Genomic DNA, 17,582 nt, shown 5'->3' on the forward strand with positions numbered 1-17,582 from the left:
CACTGGCATGGTGGTTCGGAGTTTTGTTTTATTTGCCAATGGCGTGCATGTAGTTTGTCCCAGTATATTGATAGTCACCACTATGGGTGAGCTTGTGTTTAGTATAAACGCTGAAAAAGGCACCATTCGTGTAATTTTTCAAAATACGATAGCGTTTGCCGTGAATCGTGCGATGACTGATCCACATTAGTGGGAGTTGCTGATAGCTTGCGGCACCTTTATTGAGTAGATAAACGGAACCACCGTAATCTTGGCGTAGTTTAGCAACACGTAATTTATAGCGACCACTGTTACCAGATGAATAAATTTGCTTGGCTGTGGTCTTTCCATTTGGTTTTAACTCGTATCGTGAAACAGTATGGGCGGTAATCTTGGTGACTGAATATCGATGGCTGCCTGTGTAATCGTACCAAGTGCCGCGTAAACTTTTGGGAGTAGTCGTGGAGCTGGCTTGAGCAGTTGTTACAAGGACTGCGCCCATCAAGTTACCGATAGCTAAGGTGGCGACAATCAATTTAAGTGATTTTTTCATAATGAAGGCTCCTTTCTAATGTTGATACCAACCAAGATACTGAAAACGACTGGCCCAACTATACTTGAATTTTAACTGTGAACCTTTTTTTACAAATTTCATGTGTTGGCTTTTAGTAGTCAAATTGCCATTATGATAGGTTCCTTTGAGTTTATAGGTCGTCGCATTTACTTTTTGATAACGAATTTTAGTTAGCCTAGTCGTTGCCCAACCGAGACGATCTTGAGTAAACGTCTTTGATGTGATCGTGAGTTTGCTGTCACCACGTTGCCAATCGCCGCGGATTGCTTTTGGTGTGCCGTGATGCCAAGTTGCGGCTTGCACCGGTTGTGTAGTAGTGGTGTTAGGCATCAGGAGTACCAATCCCGTTATGGCTGCCGTGCCTAAAATGAATCGATGTAATGAGTTCATCATGAATCCCTCCAAAGTTAGTCATAAGTTCATTATAAAAAAGTTGATGGCATAAGCAATGGCACTGTAGCCAGTCGTTTTCCTTATGAATGGTGAACTAATCAACCAGATAGTTGTTAAAACCGACCGTTTGTCCAAATGAGCTGGTGTTCCGTCAATAAAACGCGTATTTTTAACTTATCAAAAGGAAATGGGGGCTGGAACAATGCGGATTGTGACTGAAATTATTGCCAAACTTGTTGAACCGTTGATAACGATTCAAGCGCCGCGCCAAGACGCACAACTAGAAGCGCTAACGACAACGGTAGCCCAAGCGACCGAAGCGGTAACATTAGTTGGTTATCGTCAGCAACGAGTTAAACGAATTCCCAGTTATTTAATCAAACGGTGTTATAGCGCGAATAAAAAGCTTTATTGTGAAGTAGTCGATGAGGATGAACCGTATGAACTCCATCAGCCGTTATATCAAGTTGTCCAACTATTGCCAGTAACTTTATTTTTACAAATTTCGCAGGCTGAAATCGTTCGGATTGCCAGTATTAAAAATTTTAGTTTGACGAAGACGGGGACGTATCAAGTTAACTTGACCGATGGCACGACAACTTATGCATCGCGGCGATATACACAACGATTGCGAAAGGAGTTTTTAAAATGAAACGTTATTTAAAAATTGGCTTTAATGGTGCGGGGATTGGGATTGTTGTCGGTTATTTGATGGCACTGATTTTTTCGTGGTTGTTTGGAAGCTCATCGTTTTATGCGTCACGGCCGGGGTTTGTTGACAGCTTCAATAATAGTTTAACCGCCGCTACGGTCTCAACTGGCTTGTGGGCCCTGATTGGGCTAGTGTTTGGGTTTGGTGGATTAATTTTTGATCAGGAACAGTGGAGTATCACCAAACAAACAGTTATTCATTTGCTTGTGACCTATGTGACGTTTACACCACTAGCGATTCTTTGCGGCTGGTTCCCCTTGAATTTGGGGTGGATCGGAATATATACACTGATTTTTATTGCGGTTTACGTTGCGATTTGGAGTAGTGAGTTTCAAGCGACTAAACGTGAAATTCGGCGGTTGAATCGGTTATTGAAACACTAAAGCAGAAATCGGCAGGGTGATTGCAACTAAGCATGGATAAAAGCGTATTGGTATTTTATACTAAGGACATCGGGACCAGTTGCTTAAGTGCAAAGTGATGTAAATTCGGGTTTTTGGAGAAATGGAATGCCGGTATGGCAGCGTTTGCTTAGTATTCCCCACATGCGTAGGGATGATCCTTTCGGTAAAGATTTCAAGTTCAAAACGCAATTTAGTATTCCCCACGCACGTAGGGATAATGTTTGGATATTGCGGCATCAGGTATGTCCCGCATACGTAGAGGAGACTCAACGCAAAATAATTTTTTGCGAAGGCTAAAAAGACTGAAAAGAGCGAAACCAATAGCTAATGAGACATCTTCCAGTCCGTTGGCTGCTTATGTGATAATGAAATAAGAAAGAGATTATATTTTAAGATGAAAGCTACCGTTGTTATAAAGGAAATGTGTGCTATAGTCAGATATGATAACCAAATCGTCTTGAAATTAAGCTTCAAAAATGAAACTATATTCATTTCTGATGTGTCTCCAAAAACATTCGAGAAAAAAGAGCAATTACTTTTATCTGCAATTGGAACCATATTTGATGATTGGTCACAAAATGAGGAAAAGATTCGTGGCTTTTTTAGTTTTGATTATAATGACATAAAGGATCATGATGCAACAATTGATACTTTTGAGCAGCACCCTCAAAGCAATCTTAAAATTGCTTATAATATTGTTGCTAACAAAAGCCATAATTCTGGCTACACGGAGAGCGAGTTTATAACTACTGATGTAACTTTTTCAAGTGGAACTGAAGCAGAAAGTTTTTTTGAAGAAACAGTTCAATATGGAAAAATCAAATATGAATTTTTGGGTATTGATGGTGAGACGGCAAAACCGGATAATCGGCTGAAAGTTTAAAAACAATCGGTCGATTACTTATATTTCAGCTATTTGTAAATAAGTGAAAGGAATGCGCTCTTGATGACGAATATTACTTATGTGTTTGATTATTTATATGCCAAGGTTCGTTACTATAATGAGTTAGCACTTGATCTTGAATTCAAACAAGTATTCTGTCAATATATGGCTGATGGCCCCATGAAGTCGGATCTTGAAGCAGAATCGCTTTGGGAAGCAGTTCGAACCGTTTATGATAATTGGGATGAAAGTTTAAATATAGAATTCGACGAGGATGACAATAATGAGGTCCCAGGGGTTTACTTTGGTTCCTCTTATGAGGATGTTATTCAAGGAAAAGCTGAACTAGACAGTATTGTTGTAAGCGAGGATAATACTTTTATGGCGACTTTTAATATGATTAATCGAAAAAAATATAATCTTGGCGAACTCGAAAGTGAATTCGTAACTATTAAGGGCCATGTTGTTTACGATGTTGATGAAGATAAACTTTTATCAAAGTATAAATTCATTAGACACTATAAATTTTATAGTGTCCCAGATCGAAAGGTGTTTTACGATGGCGACAAAAAAATTCTATTTTGATTATATCAAAGCAACGGTTCGATTAAATACGATAAAAAAATTGAAGTTTGAAATGCAAGATATCCTTATTTCATTGGATGATGTTGACGAAAAATCGGACTTTGAGGATCAAATCTGGCTAGCGATATGTGTTACTTATCAGGAATGGGTTACTGGCTTGTCAGCCGAGTTGCTGAAAGGCAATTCTTTCTTGACACAACTATTTCAAATGAATGATCGTACAAATTTGCCGGCTGATACTGTGATTGATGTTTTGCCTGGATTTGGTGAGTATCAAGAACGGTTGAAAGTCTTTAGCTTAATTACGGATTTAGGGTCACATGCCGAAACAAACAGTTATTTTGTGAATGTGAGTGTACGTCACTTTAATGGTATGCCAACTGAATTGCAAAAGAAAGCTCATGCGACAGTTACTTACGAACTGAAGTTTTAGATCAGTGTTATTAATTAAATGTAGAAGACTAAATGGTGATTCTTTTGACCGCTTAGTCTTCTTTTTTGAAAAATGAATTAGCTGGGACTGCTTGAATATAATTATCATTGATACAATCAATGATCACATGTCTTATTTATATCGTTGGCGGTTTTTATGTGGTAAGTTCCAAGCGATGAAGAGGGAACTTAGGTTACTAAAACATTAGGTTAGAAATCAGTAAGGTGATTACAACTAAGCATGGATAAAAGTGTATTGGTATTTTATACTAAGTACATCAAGGCGGTTTGCTTGAGTGCAAAGTGATGTAAATTCGGGTTTTTGGAAAAATGGAATACCGGTATGGCGGCATTTGTTTAGTGTATTCCCACGCATGTAGGGATGAGACCATCGTAAAATTACTGGTTAACTTTATTTAAGGCGTATTCCCCACGTACGTAGAGATGATCCTAAAAAAAGAGCCAGGTTTGTGTTCCTAGCTCAGTGTTCCCTATGAACGTAGGGACGATTATTAGTTTGTTTAAGCGAAAGGACACGGGTCATGAGATTGATCCGTGTTCTTTCGCCGTCTTTTAACTGATTAATTAAAATTAGTCTTTTTTACCACTGTATACGGGGAATACACTATTCTTACCATAGTCATCCATTTTGATTGCTTTTAATATGGTCATATCAGCAGCACTAATATCAAAATCCATTTCTGTGTTATTCTTCATATGTGCAACACTGCTGGCTTTAGGGAGTGGAACCAAGTTTAATTGTAAACAATACTTGATTGCTAGCTGGGGTACGCTGACTCGATATTTTTCAGCCATCGCAACAATTTCTTGTGAGTTCATCATGGCACCATGAGCAACGGGCGAATAAGCTTCGACCAAGATGTTCTTACTTTGCGCGTACTCGATTAAGTCAAATGGTGTATTACCAATATGTGCCAATATCTGATTAACCATTGGCATCACTGTGGCATTTTCGATTAAGTTATCTAAGTCAACTTGTTCAAAGTTAGATACGCCAATCGCACGTAATTTACCAGCTTTGTAAGCTTCTTCCATGGCCCGCCAAGCTTCAAGATTACCTTCAAAATAGTGATTACCACTTCGAAAATCGTCCCATGGTTCAGGACTATGAATAAGCATCATGTCAAAATAATCTAGGCCAGACTTTTGCAAGGAGTCATCAATGGCAGCCTTGGCACCATTATAGTCTTTAAAACGCGCATCTAATTTGGTAGTCACGAATAAGTTCTCACGGGCAATACGACTATTTCGAATTGCTTCACCAACACCGTGTTCATTACCGTAGCCTTGGGCAGTATCAATATGGCGATAACCAATCTCAATCGCTGCTTGCACTTTGGCCGGCGCGTCTGCATCCTCAACCATCCAAGTCCCATAACCAAGTTTAGGCAGTTTAACTCCATTTGCTAACGTATAAGTTTCATTTAAAATCATTAATCATCGTTCCTTTCTTGTAATTGTCGAATTAAAAAGTCCACGCAATAAAGTTGTTGCTGTGACTGATGGATGGTGCTCAGTAAATGTTTTCGATAGTCATTAAGTTGGATTTGCTGTTGTGGCTTTGATGATGCCATCAGCTTTTTGACCACTGCTAAAGACATACCGGTATCACTTAACGCTTGAACTGTAAGCATCACTATCCCTCCATCGCATTTGATAAATCAATTATAAAATCGTTCTTGATTCATTACCAACACTTGTTTTTCATGGATTACCATGCTTTTTATTCATATTACAACGTGATAGACTAAACCTAAATAAGTTTGAAATGGGAGACACCTTTATGGATGTACGCATATTGAAATACTTTCTAGCAGTTGCGCAAGAGCAAAATATTACGAGAGCGGCGGAGAGTTTACATACGTCGCAATCAAACTTGTCTCGTCAACTAGCCGCATTTGAGGATGATATTGGGAAACAGTTGATTAATCGTGGCAGTCGTAAGATAACCTTAACTGATGAAGGGATGTTTCTGCGTAAACGGGCTCAAGAAATTGTTGACTTAGTTGATCGCACATCCAATGATTTGATTAATTTTGACAATGACGTCACCGGTGATGTCTATTTGGCGGCTGCGGAAACACCAGCGATTCGCTTACTAGCGGACGTTATGGTTGACATACAAAAACAACATTCGCAAATCAAATTTCACATTTTTTCTGGTAGTACCATTGAGGTGGCCGAGCGCTTAGATACTGGGTTAGTTGATTTTGGGATTTTAGTTGAACCGGTTGACCTACAAAAATACGATTATTTACGGTTACCAGTGAAGGATACTTGGGGCGTTTTAATGCAACGTGATAGTCCTTTAGCACAAAAAAAGGTCGTTGAACCAGCGGATATGCGAGATAAGCCCATCTTGGGTTCACGACAAATGTTAGATGGCAACGTTTTATCAGGTTGGTTAGGGATCAACCCACATGAATTAAATATTGTGGCTACGTTTAACTTAATCAATAGTCCGGCTATGATGATTGAGCGTGGCATGGGCTATGCGTTTACATTCAGTCATTTAATTAATACGACCGGCAACCCTAATCTTTGTTTTCGACCATTGATGCCAAAGGTGGAAACCAGCCTTTATTTGGTATGGAAAAAGTATCAAGTTATGACACCGGCCAACAATCTTTTTTTGAAGCAATTACGTCATCAATTGACTTTCTAAAATAATATAACAATCTTAATTGCTTATAGGTAGTAGAGGATAGGTACGGAAAAGTGGGGACTTGCAAAATGCGACCCACAGAATTGATAGTTGGACAACCGGTAAAAATTTATTTGACGGATCTAGGTAATAGATAAAGCTGCATAGGTATCTTATACTAGATACATTAGGACGATTGTTTGGATGCAAAGTGATGTAATTTCGACTTTTTTGAAAAATAGAATGCTGGTATAACGGCGTTTGTTTAGTGTATTCCCCACGCATGTAGGGATGATCCCGGCCGGCATGATTTTAACGGCAAACTGCCGCCGTATTCCCCACGCATGTAGGGATGATCCTACACGTACCGGGTTCACCGGTGTCCGTGCTTGGTATTCCCCACGCATGTAGGGATGATCCCTGGCACGGCCTAAGCGTTGATGGTAGCCACGAGTATTCCCCACGCATGTAGGGATGATCCCAGCAATTCCCATATCAGGATTACCATCAAAAAGTATTCCCCACGTATGTAGGGATGATCCTTGGGCGATGCTTGATTGTGTTATTAAGCATGAGTATTCCCCACGTACGTAGGGATGATCCCGAACAGAAATTTTTGCCAATAGATTCACACTAATATTCCTCACGCATGTAGGGATGATCCCATTTTAAGAAGCCCTAACTACTATGCTGCCACGCCACACACGTATGGGTTGAATTAAAGATAAAACAGCATGTTTAAAATTAAGTCTTGAGGACTAAGAAATAAGCACAACAGTTCTGAAAACATCAATTATAAATTAAAAAATAGTGATTTCTTCATCAGTAAGAAGAAGTCACTATTTTTGCTGCCTAATTACAATTTAGCTAGTTTATATTTTATAATCCCGGTTCAATCAACTGCCAAGTTCGTTCAAATCGATCTTGATAATCATCATCTAGCCAAGTTTCTTTAAATGTCGGTAACATAAAAATGGCAAATGCGGCGATAACGGCTTCGGCGCGTTCATAATGTGCGTCGTGATAAGCCAATAAAATATCGACATTTTGATAGGCTGGTTGTAAAACCCGTCGCAAGGCAGCCGGATTATTATCGAGATACTGGGTATTGAGCGCAAACATTTGGGGATTATTTTGGTAAGTACGTTTTTTGGCATTTACTAACGCCCACAGCCAAGTATGTAGCTGTTCGTGAGTGCTTCCACTGGTATAGATCGGTAATGCATCTAAAATTTCACGTTGAAACCAGCGTGTGGCAACGGCTTCCCATAGGGCCTGCTTATTGCGGAAATGCTTATAAAGCGCGGCGTGGGTCATGCCTAAAGCGGTGGCGATTTGTGATAAGGTAACATCGGCTTTGCCGGTTTGTTGAATTAAGCTTTCAGCGGTGGTAATAATTGCGCGGCGAGTCGTTGATGGCATGTGTGTTCACTCCAGTTAAATTATTAATGAATACTAATAGTTTATCATATCTAATTTTACTAAGTGACATAATTTGATTTTTGTAACATTATATTTTAAACTAGCAAAAGTTACAAAAACAATAAAATGTTACCAAATGATTTTAGAGGAGTTATCGCCGATGCAAGCAGCGCAATTATTAAAGTACGATCGTCAATTCAAATTAGTAGTCAATGATATTCCGATGCCAGAACCACAGTGCCATGAAATTTTAGTTCAAGTTAAGGCAGCAGCCGTCAATCCGTTAGACCGTTTAATTGGGACGGGGAGTGTGCGCTTAATCCAAGATTACAAACGACCAGTTACGATGGGCAATGAATTGGCCGGTGTTGTGACCGCGGTTGGTTCAGCAGTCACCCAATTTCAAGCTGGTGATCGCGTTTATACACGACTGCCCTTAACCAAGATTGGCGCTTTTGCGGAATACGTGACGATTGACCAAGCGGCGGTAGCGTTGATGCCAGCTCACTTAGATTTTGCGCAAGCAGCGGCGGTGCCCTTGACTGGATTAACAGCCTATCAAGCGTTACATGAAGAACTCAAAGCTAAAGCAGGGGAATCGGTCCTTATTCCCGGCGGTTCGGGCTCATTTGGTCAATTGGCGATTCCGATAGCTAAGCAAATGGGATTAACTGTTTTGGTCAGTGGCAACGCCCGTGGCGAAGCCAACGCGAAAGCCTTAGGTGCTGATCAATATTTCGATTACCGCAAGACGAATTATTGGGAACAGGTGCAAGCTGTCGATAATGTGATCGATACGTTAGGCGCTGCTGAACTGCCGCATGAATTGGCCACTTTGAAGGCTGGTGGTACGGTGCTATCACTTAAAGCGGGTCCTAATCGCCAGTTCGCTCAAGATCATCAATTTTCGGCTTGGAAAAGGGGATTATTTAGTCTGGTTGGTCGCAAACTTGATCGACAGGCGCAACAGCAGAATAAGCATTATCGGTTTATGTTTGTCCGTAGTGATGGCGAACAATTACGGTCAGTAACGGATATTGTTACTGGCAAGCAATTAGTCCCAGCAATTGAGCCAACCGTCTTTAAACTTAAAGATATAAATGCAGCGTTAGATTTAGTTGGGAGCGGTCATCCTAAAGGTAAAGTGATTATTCGTTTCTAATTGATGACGAAAAAAGAATACAAGTATACAAAAAGCAGATGATTGCATTATACAATCATCTGCTTTTGACGTGAATTTAACGCTCGTTTTTCCAATCAGCTACAATGCTTTCCATGGCAGCGATTGATTGATCTTTTTGTCCTGGTTGCGATAAATGTCCTTGTTCTGTGTGTTCAGAAGTTGGTTTTGATTCGGTTGGTGAGACTTTGGTGGTGGATACTGACTTAGTCGATTTAGCTACCGTTTTATGTTCGGCCACTGGTTGACCCGGTTTCATTGCATCCATCGTCTGGTTCAATAAATGGTCAACGAGGACGTTACCATCAGTATTAGCATGACCTTTGACCCATTGAAAATCTAAATGGCTAAAGTTTTTAAGTTGCTGATAAACGATTTTCCAAAGTTCAGCGTTCACTAATTCACCATTAGCTCGTCGCCAGCCACGTCGTTGCCAGCCGTTCAGCCAGTTTTGCTGAATCGGATTTAAAACGTATTTTGAATCGGTAATCACAACAATGTCAGCTTCGGTTTTATCCAAAAGGGTGAGGCGATCCAACGCTTGAATTAATGCCATGACTTCCATGCGATTGTTAGTCGCGCCCCATTCACCACCCGTGTCGGTTAAGGTTTCATCAGGCAAGATAATCTGATAAGCCCAAGCGGACTTATCGGTTGGCTTGACTTGCCCACCTTGAACGTTACCAGTATTGCGGTTACCGCCATCGGTATAGACGGTAATATCAGCGTGACGTGCGGGGGCCGATTTTGTCGTGGCACCGGATTTTGAAGGGGTCTTACGGGCAGGTTTAGTCGTACTGCCTTGCATAAATGCTTCGGCTTCGGCCCGAGTTGGAAAACTCTTGAATTGGGCACCGCCATAACCACTCGTTTGTTTTTGACATTCTGCCCAGGTAGTATAAATGCCGGGATGATAGCCAGCACGAACGGCATAGAATTTTGTTTTAGGCATAATAAACTCACTTTCTCATCAAAATAATCTAGTATATTATACCGTACTATTCGGGTGTGGGCATCATTGCGGGCTGCGTTTTAGATAATCGTTCAATCAGCTTACCAAGATACTGTGGCGATTCAATCATCCCTTTATTAAGCCAGGTAATCGCAACATTAACGACGGCGCCGGAAAGGTATTCCACATAGTAAGGCTCATTGATAATGGTGTTACGAGCGGGATGACTAATACGATCATGTTGCATCAAAATTTGAAAGACTGATTGAAACGTTTGAAAGACAATCATGACCTGCCCATTTTGAATGAGTAGGCGATTAGTATCAGCGTCATGCTTGATCACTTCAAAGTACCGTGTCATGAGATCTGCCATGTCACTTTTAGCCGTTAGTGGTAGTCGCCGCAAATATTTCAACATGAGTTGTTCTTGATACATCAGAATGATTTTTTCAAAATTTCCATAATTCCGATAGAAGTAGGTTCGTGACACGTCGGCTTGCTGACAAAGCTCAGTAATCCCAATGTCGGCCATCGGTTTTTGAGACATCAGTTGCAGCAAAACTTGATAGATGGCGACTAGCTTTTGCTGTTTGCGTTCTTGGGGACTCATGGTTAACAACATCTCCTCTTTTTGTAACCTAAACATTTATTTTGTTTTTGTCTACTCGTAAACTATGGTCAACACTTAAGAGGGGGCAACAATATGAACCACTCAATGAGAATTGTCTTGACCATGGCGATTGGGATCTTCTTATGCTTATTAGATACGACCGTCATGAATATCGCTTTACCCGTAATGCAAACCGGGCTATCAACTAGTTTAACGCAACTATCATGGGCATTAAATGTCTACACGATTTTATTTGCCAGTTTAACGATTCCACTAGGCCGCTTGGCAGATATTTATGGTCGTAGCCGACTATACCTAGTCGGATTAAGCTTATTTTTAATTGGATCACTCAGTTCTGGTTTGGCCGCTAATGTCGGCTGGTTGATTGCTGGTCGTGGCCTACAAAGCTTAGGCGCGGCGATCGTCTTTCCAGCCAGTATGACGATTGGCATTCAAAGTGTGGCACCGGAAAAACGAACGAGTGCAATCGCTATTTTAGGTGCCACGCAAGGGTTAGCTGCTGCGCTCGGACCGACAATCGGTGGTGCGGTGACACAGTTCTTCGGTTGGCGCGGGATTTTCTTAATCAATGTACCATTTGTCATTTTAGCGTTTATCTTATGCTTACGGTTATTGAGTTGGCAACATCAGCGACCAGTTGGTGAACGATTGGATCTTTGGGGCAGTCTATTATCGATGACAATGCTCTTTAGCTTAACCTTAGCATTGGTTAAAGGCGATGATTGGGGCTGGACTAGTGGCGCAATTATCGGTTTGGCAGTGACCAGTATCGTGGCCTTAGACGCCTTTCTATTTGCCGAAGCGCATGTTGATCAACCAATGGTACCACTAGCTTTGTTTAAGGACCGTCAATTTACTGGTTCCGCGATTGTGACCGTGATTGCGGGGGTTTTCATGGTGGCGATCATGGTCCTCATGCCGAGTTATTTTACCCGGGTCATGGGTAAAAGTGAGCTGATGGCAGCGCTAATGATTACGCCAACGTCCTTGATGATCTTTATTTTTTCACCGCTTAGTGGGTTTCTACTAGCCAAATTAGGACCGCGATTAGTAATTTTTAGTGGCTCGTTAGCGATTGCGTGTGGTTATGGTTGGTTGAGCATTTTGAATCCACGAGCGTATTGGCAATTGGTCATTGTTTTTGTCCTAGTTGGAATGGGCTATGGCATTGTGATTGGTCCAATTACCGTGTTAGCAGCCGGCAAATTAACTGGCAAGCTATTAACCGCCTCACAAAGTGTGATTGGGGTCTTTCGTCAAATTGGGACGTCACTAGCGGTGGCGATCTTCGTTTCAGCGTTGTCAACGAACTTAGTGACAGCTAAACAACATATTTGGCAGTCGACCCAGGACCAAGTCGCAAGCTTGAGCATGTCCGCTCAGGCTAAAACCGATACACTAGCGACCGTTAAAACTCGATTGAAGCAGGCGGAGCCATCGACGACCGCTTCAACACAAGGTATTAGTGCGGCCAAGACCAAACGTTTGGTTAAAACAAACTATCAAGCAGTGGTCAAAAAGCAACAGTTACAGCACGCACCGGTAGCGGTCCAACATCAGGTTTATCAGCAGGTTCAACAAAAAGTGACCCAAACGGTTGCACACGATAATCGCCAAATTAAAAAGGTGGTGCATCATGTTAAAGTCAAAACGCGTTCAGAGCTAGATTGGGCGTTTATGTGGCCGTATCGGTTGGCAATGCCACTGGCTTGGTTGATGCTAGGTTGTACGCTATATTTTGAACGTCGATCAGATTATTTAGCGTAACAATTAGGGGATTAAAGAAGTGGGGGCTTCGCTATGAAAACTGTGATTATTTATGCGCATCCGTATGAAAAGAGTTTCAATCACGCAATTTTACAACGTGAGTTGACGCGTTTAAATGAAACTGGCAGGCCATATCAAGTTTTAGATTTATACGCTGATCAGTTTGATGCCACATTTTCGGCAACTGGATTGAAGCTATTTAGTCAGGGCAAAGCCGATGATCCGCAAGTGAAAATTTATCAGCAGGCGATTAAAAGTGCCGATACCTTGGAATTTATCTTTCCAATCTGGTGGAATGATGTTCCGGGGATCATTAAAGGATTCATGGACAAGGTAATGACCGTTAATTTTGCGTATGTCGATGCTAAACATGGGGTTCAAGGGTTATTGACGAATATCCAGTCAGTACGGATTCTCACCACCTCGAAGTCACCAACTTGGTATTTAAAATGGGTTACGGGCAATGCCATTCAAAAAGTTTTTATCAAGTCGACATTAAAACAAGTTGGTATCAAGACTGTTAGCTGGCACAATTTTGGCAATATTAAGCATCAATCTAAAGCTAAACGAACACGATTTTTAGGAAATCTATAGGTGTCAATAAAAGTTTGGGATCACAGTCCCAAACTTTTTTAGTGGGCTTTAACTAAGTCACGAATCAGTGGGCTTAGCGCCAAAATAAGTGGCGTTAGTGGTGCCCAAATCAAGGCACTAAAACAAGCAATGACCCCAACGATGACGGTGTTACGAACAACTTTGATTTGGCGATTGGTTTCGGTAAGCGCCGCATCCGACCAAGTTTGTGTTTGACGAAGCATTCGATCAACGACTTGAAATAACCACCAAAGATAAATATTAAAGATGAAGTAAACTAATCCATAAATGAAACTGCGAAACTTAGATAGCGGGTCCATCGCAATGAGTTGTGTGAGGACTGGCATTAGTGAAATGAAGAAAAGAAAGTAGAAATTTAAGACAATCAATTTGCCATTAATGTGTTGCACATGACTGAACAACTTTTGATGAAAAAACCAATATGTCGAAACCAGTGAAAATCCCGCAATGTAAATCAAAATGGCATAAGCAAAGGTCAGCCAACTTGTCGATAATAATTGATCGCCTTTAGGCAGGCGAATTTCTAAAACTAAAACGGTCAGAATTACCGCAAAGACCCCATCGCTAAAGGCCATAAACCGCTCTCGAGAGTTTTTGAACATGTCATCACCACCTAACCAGTTATTATCCTAGCATGAGGATCAGGCAGATGAACGATTACAACGCTTTTATGACAACGTTTAGTTAGTGACCTTTCAATTAAGTTTCATTAATTGTGACTGACAACAAGCGGGTATAATTAAATATGAGGTGATAGCAAATGACCATATCGTTGCAAAAGTATACAGGAGCCAGTCAGCAACAACAGCTGCTTGGCGATTATCATTTGGCGGATTTGACTTATACCGGTAGTCCGCAGAAGGTTGTCGCTAAGTTGGCCCATGATCATGATCGAGACCTAATCTTGATTTTTCAAGCAGATCAGTTAGTCGGTGCTTTTTGTTTACATCAACATGCCGGACCAGTTCGCGGGCATGGTTATGCGTTGATGGCGATGCAACAATTACCGGCTTACGTTCGGCAACAGTATCCGCAGATTAAGCGATTAATTTTAGCCGTGAATCATGCTAATCTACCAGCACAACATCTATATCAACGCGCGGGGTTTCAGGATACGAGGTGGCGACCGGTGGGACCATTGGGGGTTCAGTGGGTGTTGATAAAGGTACTTTAGAACTCAAAAAAGGCCCGAGACTTTTGTCCCGAGCCTCTTTGCGTTCTAAAGTGCTGGTATCGATAGGGGATGTTGTTTAGTACATTTTTTTGAGTTCTGCGACAATTTGTGGATGCTTGTTATCAAGATCATAAAAGGCAAGTAAAATGATCATGACGACGGCTGCAATGATCGTTGCCGCGATTGGCGTGTTTATGGTCGTGACTAAGGGTAATGTTGGTCGGTTGTTTGCGGGAAATCAAGTGCTATTCGCGACCGTACTAATTTTATTAGGTGCGTTATGTTGGGTAATCTATACAACTGGTGGCGCAGACTTTGCTGATTGGTCGATCTTACGTTATTCGACGTTGACCACGATTTATGGTGTTGGTTCGGTGATCGTGATTCTAGCAATTGCCACTAGTTTGGGTTATTTATCAGTGCCGAGTTGGTCACAAATTAGTGGCGTTAGGTTATATGATTACCTTAGCCGGTGTCGTGGCAGTGTTTGCTTGGAATCTGGGCAACCGTTTGGTAACCCCAACTAATGGGATTCTGTTCATGAACTTAGTACCAATTACGTCATTTGTGATTACGATTTTAGGTGGTTATCACGTGTCATGGTTTGAAATTAGTGGGTGCGTGCTGACGATTGTAGCCTTAGTGGGAAATAATGTGGCTAATCGGCGAGTGGCTAAGGCGTTGTCGGTGGATGATTGAATAACAGTTTTGTTTCTATAAATATGTTAATATGTACACACTTAGGAGGCCTTTTCATGGATCATTTAAAAAATACTGATACTAAATTTGAAAAAACGATCTCTCAAGATAGTGAAACTGTTCGGTTTCGGGAAATATCAACGGTTCGTCCTAATATTTTAGAAGCAGCTAATCATATTTTCGATGAACATAAAGGTTTGATGAATCGACTCGAAAAATTATAAATACTGATGACTAAAATAGACTCAATTAGACTAATCATCTAGTTGAGTCTATTTTTTTTAAGCAATTGATGGTTGAATACCGGCAGTTAACCGTCGTTGTAATTGCCTTAACATGTTAGCGTGATCATCAAATCCTAACGCTTGAAACTGTTGAATAATTTGATCGACTTGAGCGGATTGTTGCGTTAGTTGTTTGATTAACTCGAGATAATATTGGCACATCAACCGATCGTAAGCCTTGCGGGGTGTTTTACCGGCAATTTCGTTTAGTTCATGAATATAGAAACGTGCATTTTGATAATGATGGCGTTCTAGGGCTAAAACGATGCAATTATTGAGAAAAATCGACAGATCATTTTGATACGTATCGATTTTACTCAAGATTTTAGTACGTTTTAAGAGAATGGTGAAGGTGGCCCGAATGTAGTCACTACTAAAAATATAGAGACAGTTGGCAAAAATTGACATCTCAAAGTGGCCCCATTGCGTCACGCGCTCCAAATAATGTTTGATGATGCCAGTGTCTTCGGCAACATCAAAGAGCTGGCGGTCATGCTTTTTGTTGAGAAAGAGCTTTAACTCAATTGATAAGCAGCAGTAGTAAAAGTCTTTGGAATCTTTATACTTGGCTTGGTAATCGAGAATGCGTTCTTTAATGGCCAAGTCGCGTTGCTTGACAACATTGTCATAAAAATATTGCGTGGCGAGTTCCTTTTCAGTGGTGGTACTGTCATTGAAATAAAATAAGTATTCTTGAATGGACACGTTCAGTCGTTCTAAGTAAGCGAACAAGATACTGGTCGTAATGTCAGTACGATTATTTTCTAGTGACGATAAGGTGGTACGGCTAGAGATCCCGGCAACAAGTTGTTGCTGAGTAAGACCGCGTTCCTTGCGCAATTTGCGAATGAGTTCTCCATGAGTCAAAGCGCTAGCCTCCTAAATGACGATTTGCTTGACATTATCGTACAGCATTAAATTTTGATTGTAAAATTCAATTTATTGAGATAATCAAAATTTAGTCGTGAGGTTGGGATAGCAATGAATGGATTGAAATTGTGGCGACAGACGGGCTTTCGAAATTTTTTAGTGGCGGATATGATTGGTGGTTTCGGCGTTGGGTTAACCACGGTGGGGGCAAATTGGTACGTGTTGCAGATGACACATTCAAATCAGATGGTTGGGCAATATTTGACGATTAATGTGTTAGCCGGTTTTTTCATGGCACCATTGGCTGGAATTTTGACAGATCGGTTCGCGCGCCAAAGTGTGATTTTGTGGACGTTTCTAGGGCGAGCTTTACCGATGGTTGTGATTGCTGGCTTAATCGCTACGACCGGGTTTAATTTTGGGACGATGGTCGTGTTGGCAATCATCACTGGTGCTGGCTGGATCACGTATATGGCAGCATCTCGAAGTTATATTCAAGCGATTTTGCCGGATGAGCTATTAGGTGCGGCCAATTCATTTGTCGAAGTCTCGTTACAAGTTGGGATGTTTGCGGCGGGAGCGGTAGCTGGGCTTATTTTAAATGTTACCGGTTTTGCAGTGATTTTGGGATTGAATGTGGCGCTGTTCATCGTCGCTGCTGGTTTGATCAAAGCTATTCCAAAGTCATCGCACCAATCAGTTAGTACAACGACAGCTACGGATTCGCTAAGTTTCATGGCTGGGCTACGCTATTTAGTGGTGCGACCGGTGGTTTTGAGTTTGGGATTAATTTCAATCTTACCGTTAATCGTGACGCAGTTATTTAACGTTTCCGCGCCAGACTATGTGGCAACCATCTTAAAAGCAAATAGTGTCATTTATGGGTTAGTTGATATGGGATATGGCTTAGGTGGTTTAGCAGCCGGGCTAATGACTGGATGGTTGTTAGCACGTCGTCATGAAAAGACACTAATGATGGGGTTCTTTGGTCTAGCAACACTGGGGTTATTCACTTTAGTCGGCATGCGATTAGTGCCCTTAACAATCGGTTGTACGTTTTTACTGGGTCTGAGTAATTCGGCGTTGCGAGTCATTATTAATACGGTTTTAATGACACAAGTCGACCCCCAATACATGGGGCGCGCGACATCGATTTGGAATGGCCTATCGCAACTGGTTGCAGGTGGTGCGGCAACGTTGATGGGGATCGCTAATGACGCGTGGGGGGCTAATTTCGGGTTCTTATGGATGGCGGTTATCATGGTGATCGGCCTCATTTGGAGTGGGTGGTTACCACGATTCGAGTCTAATGATTAAATTAAACTGTTAGACTAGTAAGAAAATGATTAGTGAGTTAAGCT

General features: G+C 41.4%; 21 protein-coding genes, 1 pseudogene and 1 CRISPR repeat array. Of the genes and pseudogenes, 13 read left to right on the plus strand and 9 right to left on the minus strand.

Going from position 1 to position 17,582, the window contains the following annotated elements:
* Positions 1-28 precede the first annotated feature (28 nt).
* Both FFM84_RS01785 and FFM84_RS01790 read right to left on the minus strand, forming a co-directional pair.
* Positions 29-532, minus strand: coding sequence for a hypothetical protein (locus FFM84_RS01785; protein WP_130843706.1), 504 nt, complete (start codon positions 530-532; stop codon positions 29-31).
* A 15-nt stretch (positions 533-547) separates the two neighbouring features.
* The gene (locus tag FFM84_RS01790; protein WP_130843705.1) at positions 548-943 is read right to left on the minus strand and encodes a hypothetical protein; all 396 of its coding nucleotides are present in this window, start codon (positions 941-943) and stop codon (positions 548-550) included.
* Between the two features lie 205 nt (positions 944-1,148).
* On the opposite strand from FFM84_RS01790, the gene FFM84_RS01795 reads away from it, so the two are divergent.
* The 5 genes from FFM84_RS01795 (at position 1,149) to FFM84_RS01815 (ending at position 3,963) form a co-directional block, all read left to right on the plus strand.
* A complete protein-coding gene (locus tag FFM84_RS01795) occupies positions 1,149-1,598 on the plus strand; it encodes a LytTR family DNA-binding domain-containing protein (RefSeq protein WP_165444382.1) in 450 nt (149 codons plus the stop codon).
* Positions 1,595-2,041, plus strand: coding sequence for a DUF3021 domain-containing protein (locus FFM84_RS01800; protein WP_130843703.1), 447 nt, complete (start codon positions 1,595-1,597; stop codon positions 2,039-2,041). Before FFM84_RS01795 ends, FFM84_RS01800 begins: the two co-directional genes overlap by 4 nt.
* A 415-nt stretch (positions 2,042-2,456) precedes the next feature.
* Entirely contained in the window at positions 2,457-2,945 is a 489-nt protein-coding gene (locus tag FFM84_RS01805) for a hypothetical protein (RefSeq protein WP_130843702.1), read from the plus strand.
* Positions 2,946-3,008: 63 nt separating this feature from the next.
* Positions 3,009-3,530 (plus strand): hypothetical protein, encoded by a 522-nt coding sequence (locus FFM84_RS01810; RefSeq protein WP_130843701.1) that lies wholly within the window; start codon positions 3,009-3,011, stop codon positions 3,528-3,530.
* The gene (locus FFM84_RS01815; RefSeq protein ID WP_130843700.1) at positions 3,505-3,963 is read left to right on the plus strand and encodes a hypothetical protein; all 459 of its coding nucleotides are present in this window, start codon (positions 3,505-3,507) and stop codon (positions 3,961-3,963) included. The genes FFM84_RS01810 and FFM84_RS01815 overlap by 26 nt, the downstream gene beginning before the upstream one ends.
* Positions 3,964-4,553: 590 nt before the next feature.
* On the opposite strand, the gene FFM84_RS01820 is transcribed toward FFM84_RS01815, so the two are convergent.
* Together FFM84_RS01820 and FFM84_RS01825 are read right to left on the minus strand one after the other, a co-directional pair.
* Complete coding sequence (locus FFM84_RS01820; RefSeq protein ID WP_130843699.1) at positions 4,554-5,417, minus strand: aldo/keto reductase; 864 nt, start codon at positions 5,415-5,417, stop codon at positions 4,554-4,556.
* Positions 5,417-5,617, minus strand: a complete 201-nt coding sequence (locus FFM84_RS01825) for a hypothetical protein (RefSeq protein WP_130843698.1) — start codon at positions 5,615-5,617, stop codon at positions 5,417-5,419. Before FFM84_RS01825 ends, FFM84_RS01820 begins: the two co-directional genes overlap by 1 nt.
* A gap of 149 nt (positions 5,618-5,766) precedes the next feature.
* On the opposite strand from FFM84_RS01825, the gene FFM84_RS01830 reads away from it, so the two are divergent.
* On the plus strand, positions 5,767-6,648 hold the full coding sequence (locus FFM84_RS01830) for a LysR family transcriptional regulator (RefSeq protein ID WP_130843697.1): 882 nt from the start codon (positions 5,767-5,769) through the stop codon (positions 6,646-6,648).
* Between the two features lie 249 nt (positions 6,649-6,897).
* Positions 6,898-7,291: a CRISPR direct-repeat array (repeat unit 28 nt; unit sequence GTATTCCCCACGCATGTAGGGATGATCC).
* A gap of 215 nt (positions 7,292-7,506) precedes the next feature.
* On the opposite strand, the gene FFM84_RS01835 is transcribed toward FFM84_RS01830, so the two are convergent.
* The gene (locus FFM84_RS01835) at positions 7,507-8,049 is read right to left on the minus strand and encodes a TetR/AcrR family transcriptional regulator (protein ID WP_130843696.1); all 543 of its coding nucleotides are present in this window, start codon (positions 8,047-8,049) and stop codon (positions 7,507-7,509) included.
* Between the two features lie 160 nt (positions 8,050-8,209).
* Between FFM84_RS01835 and FFM84_RS01840 the strand changes: the two genes are divergently transcribed.
* Complete coding sequence (locus FFM84_RS01840) at positions 8,210-9,211, plus strand: NADP-dependent oxidoreductase (protein ID WP_130843695.1); 1,002 nt, start codon at positions 8,210-8,212, stop codon at positions 9,209-9,211.
* Positions 9,212-9,287: 76 nt separating this feature from the next.
* On the opposite strand, the gene FFM84_RS01845 is transcribed toward FFM84_RS01840, so the two are convergent.
* A complete protein-coding gene (locus FFM84_RS01845; RefSeq protein WP_130843694.1) occupies positions 9,288-10,181 on the minus strand; it encodes a ribonuclease H family protein in 894 nt (297 codons plus the stop codon).
* A 46-nt stretch (positions 10,182-10,227) separates the two neighbouring features.
* Complete coding sequence (locus tag FFM84_RS01850; RefSeq protein WP_130843693.1) at positions 10,228-10,791, minus strand: TetR/AcrR family transcriptional regulator; 564 nt, start codon at positions 10,789-10,791, stop codon at positions 10,228-10,230.
* A 93-nt stretch (positions 10,792-10,884) separates the two neighbouring features.
* Here FFM84_RS01850 and FFM84_RS01855 point away from each other — a divergent pair, with 93 nt between their 5' ends.
* Both FFM84_RS01855 and FFM84_RS01860 read left to right on the plus strand, forming a co-directional pair.
* Positions 10,885-12,579: an MFS transporter gene (locus FFM84_RS01855; RefSeq protein WP_130843692.1), complete on the plus strand. Its 1,695-nt coding sequence runs from the start codon at positions 10,885-10,887 to the stop codon at positions 12,577-12,579.
* A gap of 33 nt (positions 12,580-12,612) precedes the next feature.
* A complete protein-coding gene (locus tag FFM84_RS01860) occupies positions 12,613-13,173 on the plus strand; it encodes an NAD(P)H-dependent oxidoreductase (protein WP_130843691.1) in 561 nt (186 codons plus the stop codon).
* 38 nt (positions 13,174-13,211) lie between these two features.
* On the opposite strand, the gene FFM84_RS01865 is transcribed toward FFM84_RS01860, so the two are convergent.
* The gene (locus tag FFM84_RS01865; RefSeq protein WP_130843690.1) at positions 13,212-13,796 is read right to left on the minus strand and encodes a TMEM175 family protein; all 585 of its coding nucleotides are present in this window, start codon (positions 13,794-13,796) and stop codon (positions 13,212-13,214) included.
* A gap of 158 nt (positions 13,797-13,954) precedes the next feature.
* Between FFM84_RS01865 and FFM84_RS01870 the strand changes: the two genes are divergently transcribed.
* From FFM84_RS01870 to FFM84_RS16035, 3 genes and pseudogenes are all read left to right on the plus strand, one after another.
* Positions 13,955-14,368, plus strand: coding sequence for a GNAT family N-acetyltransferase (locus FFM84_RS01870; protein WP_130843689.1), 414 nt, complete (start codon positions 13,955-13,957; stop codon positions 14,366-14,368).
* Between the two features lie 149 nt (positions 14,369-14,517).
* Positions 14,518-15,067 (plus strand): annotated as a pseudogene (locus FFM84_RS01875) (DMT family transporter); the annotation flags it as partial.
* A 56-nt stretch (positions 15,068-15,123) separates the two neighbouring features.
* The gene (locus FFM84_RS16035; RefSeq protein ID WP_165450250.1) at positions 15,124-15,291 is read left to right on the plus strand and encodes a hypothetical protein; all 168 of its coding nucleotides are present in this window, start codon (positions 15,124-15,126) and stop codon (positions 15,289-15,291) included.
* A gap of 57 nt (positions 15,292-15,348) precedes the next feature.
* Here the strand turns inward: FFM84_RS16035 and FFM84_RS01880 are convergent, their stop codons facing one another.
* Positions 15,349-16,218, minus strand: a complete 870-nt coding sequence (locus tag FFM84_RS01880) for a helix-turn-helix domain-containing protein (RefSeq protein WP_130843686.1) — start codon at positions 16,216-16,218, stop codon at positions 15,349-15,351.
* Between the two features lie 114 nt (positions 16,219-16,332).
* Between FFM84_RS01880 and FFM84_RS01885 the strand changes: the two genes are divergently transcribed.
* Complete coding sequence (locus FFM84_RS01885) at positions 16,333-17,538, plus strand: MFS transporter (RefSeq protein ID WP_130843685.1); 1,206 nt, start codon at positions 16,333-16,335, stop codon at positions 17,536-17,538.
* Positions 17,539-17,582: the final 44 nt, after the last annotated feature.

The organism is Lactiplantibacillus mudanjiangensis, assembly GCF_005405385.1.
GTDB classification, from domain to species: domain Bacteria; phylum Bacillota; class Bacilli; order Lactobacillales; family Lactobacillaceae; genus Lactiplantibacillus; species Lactiplantibacillus mudanjiangensis.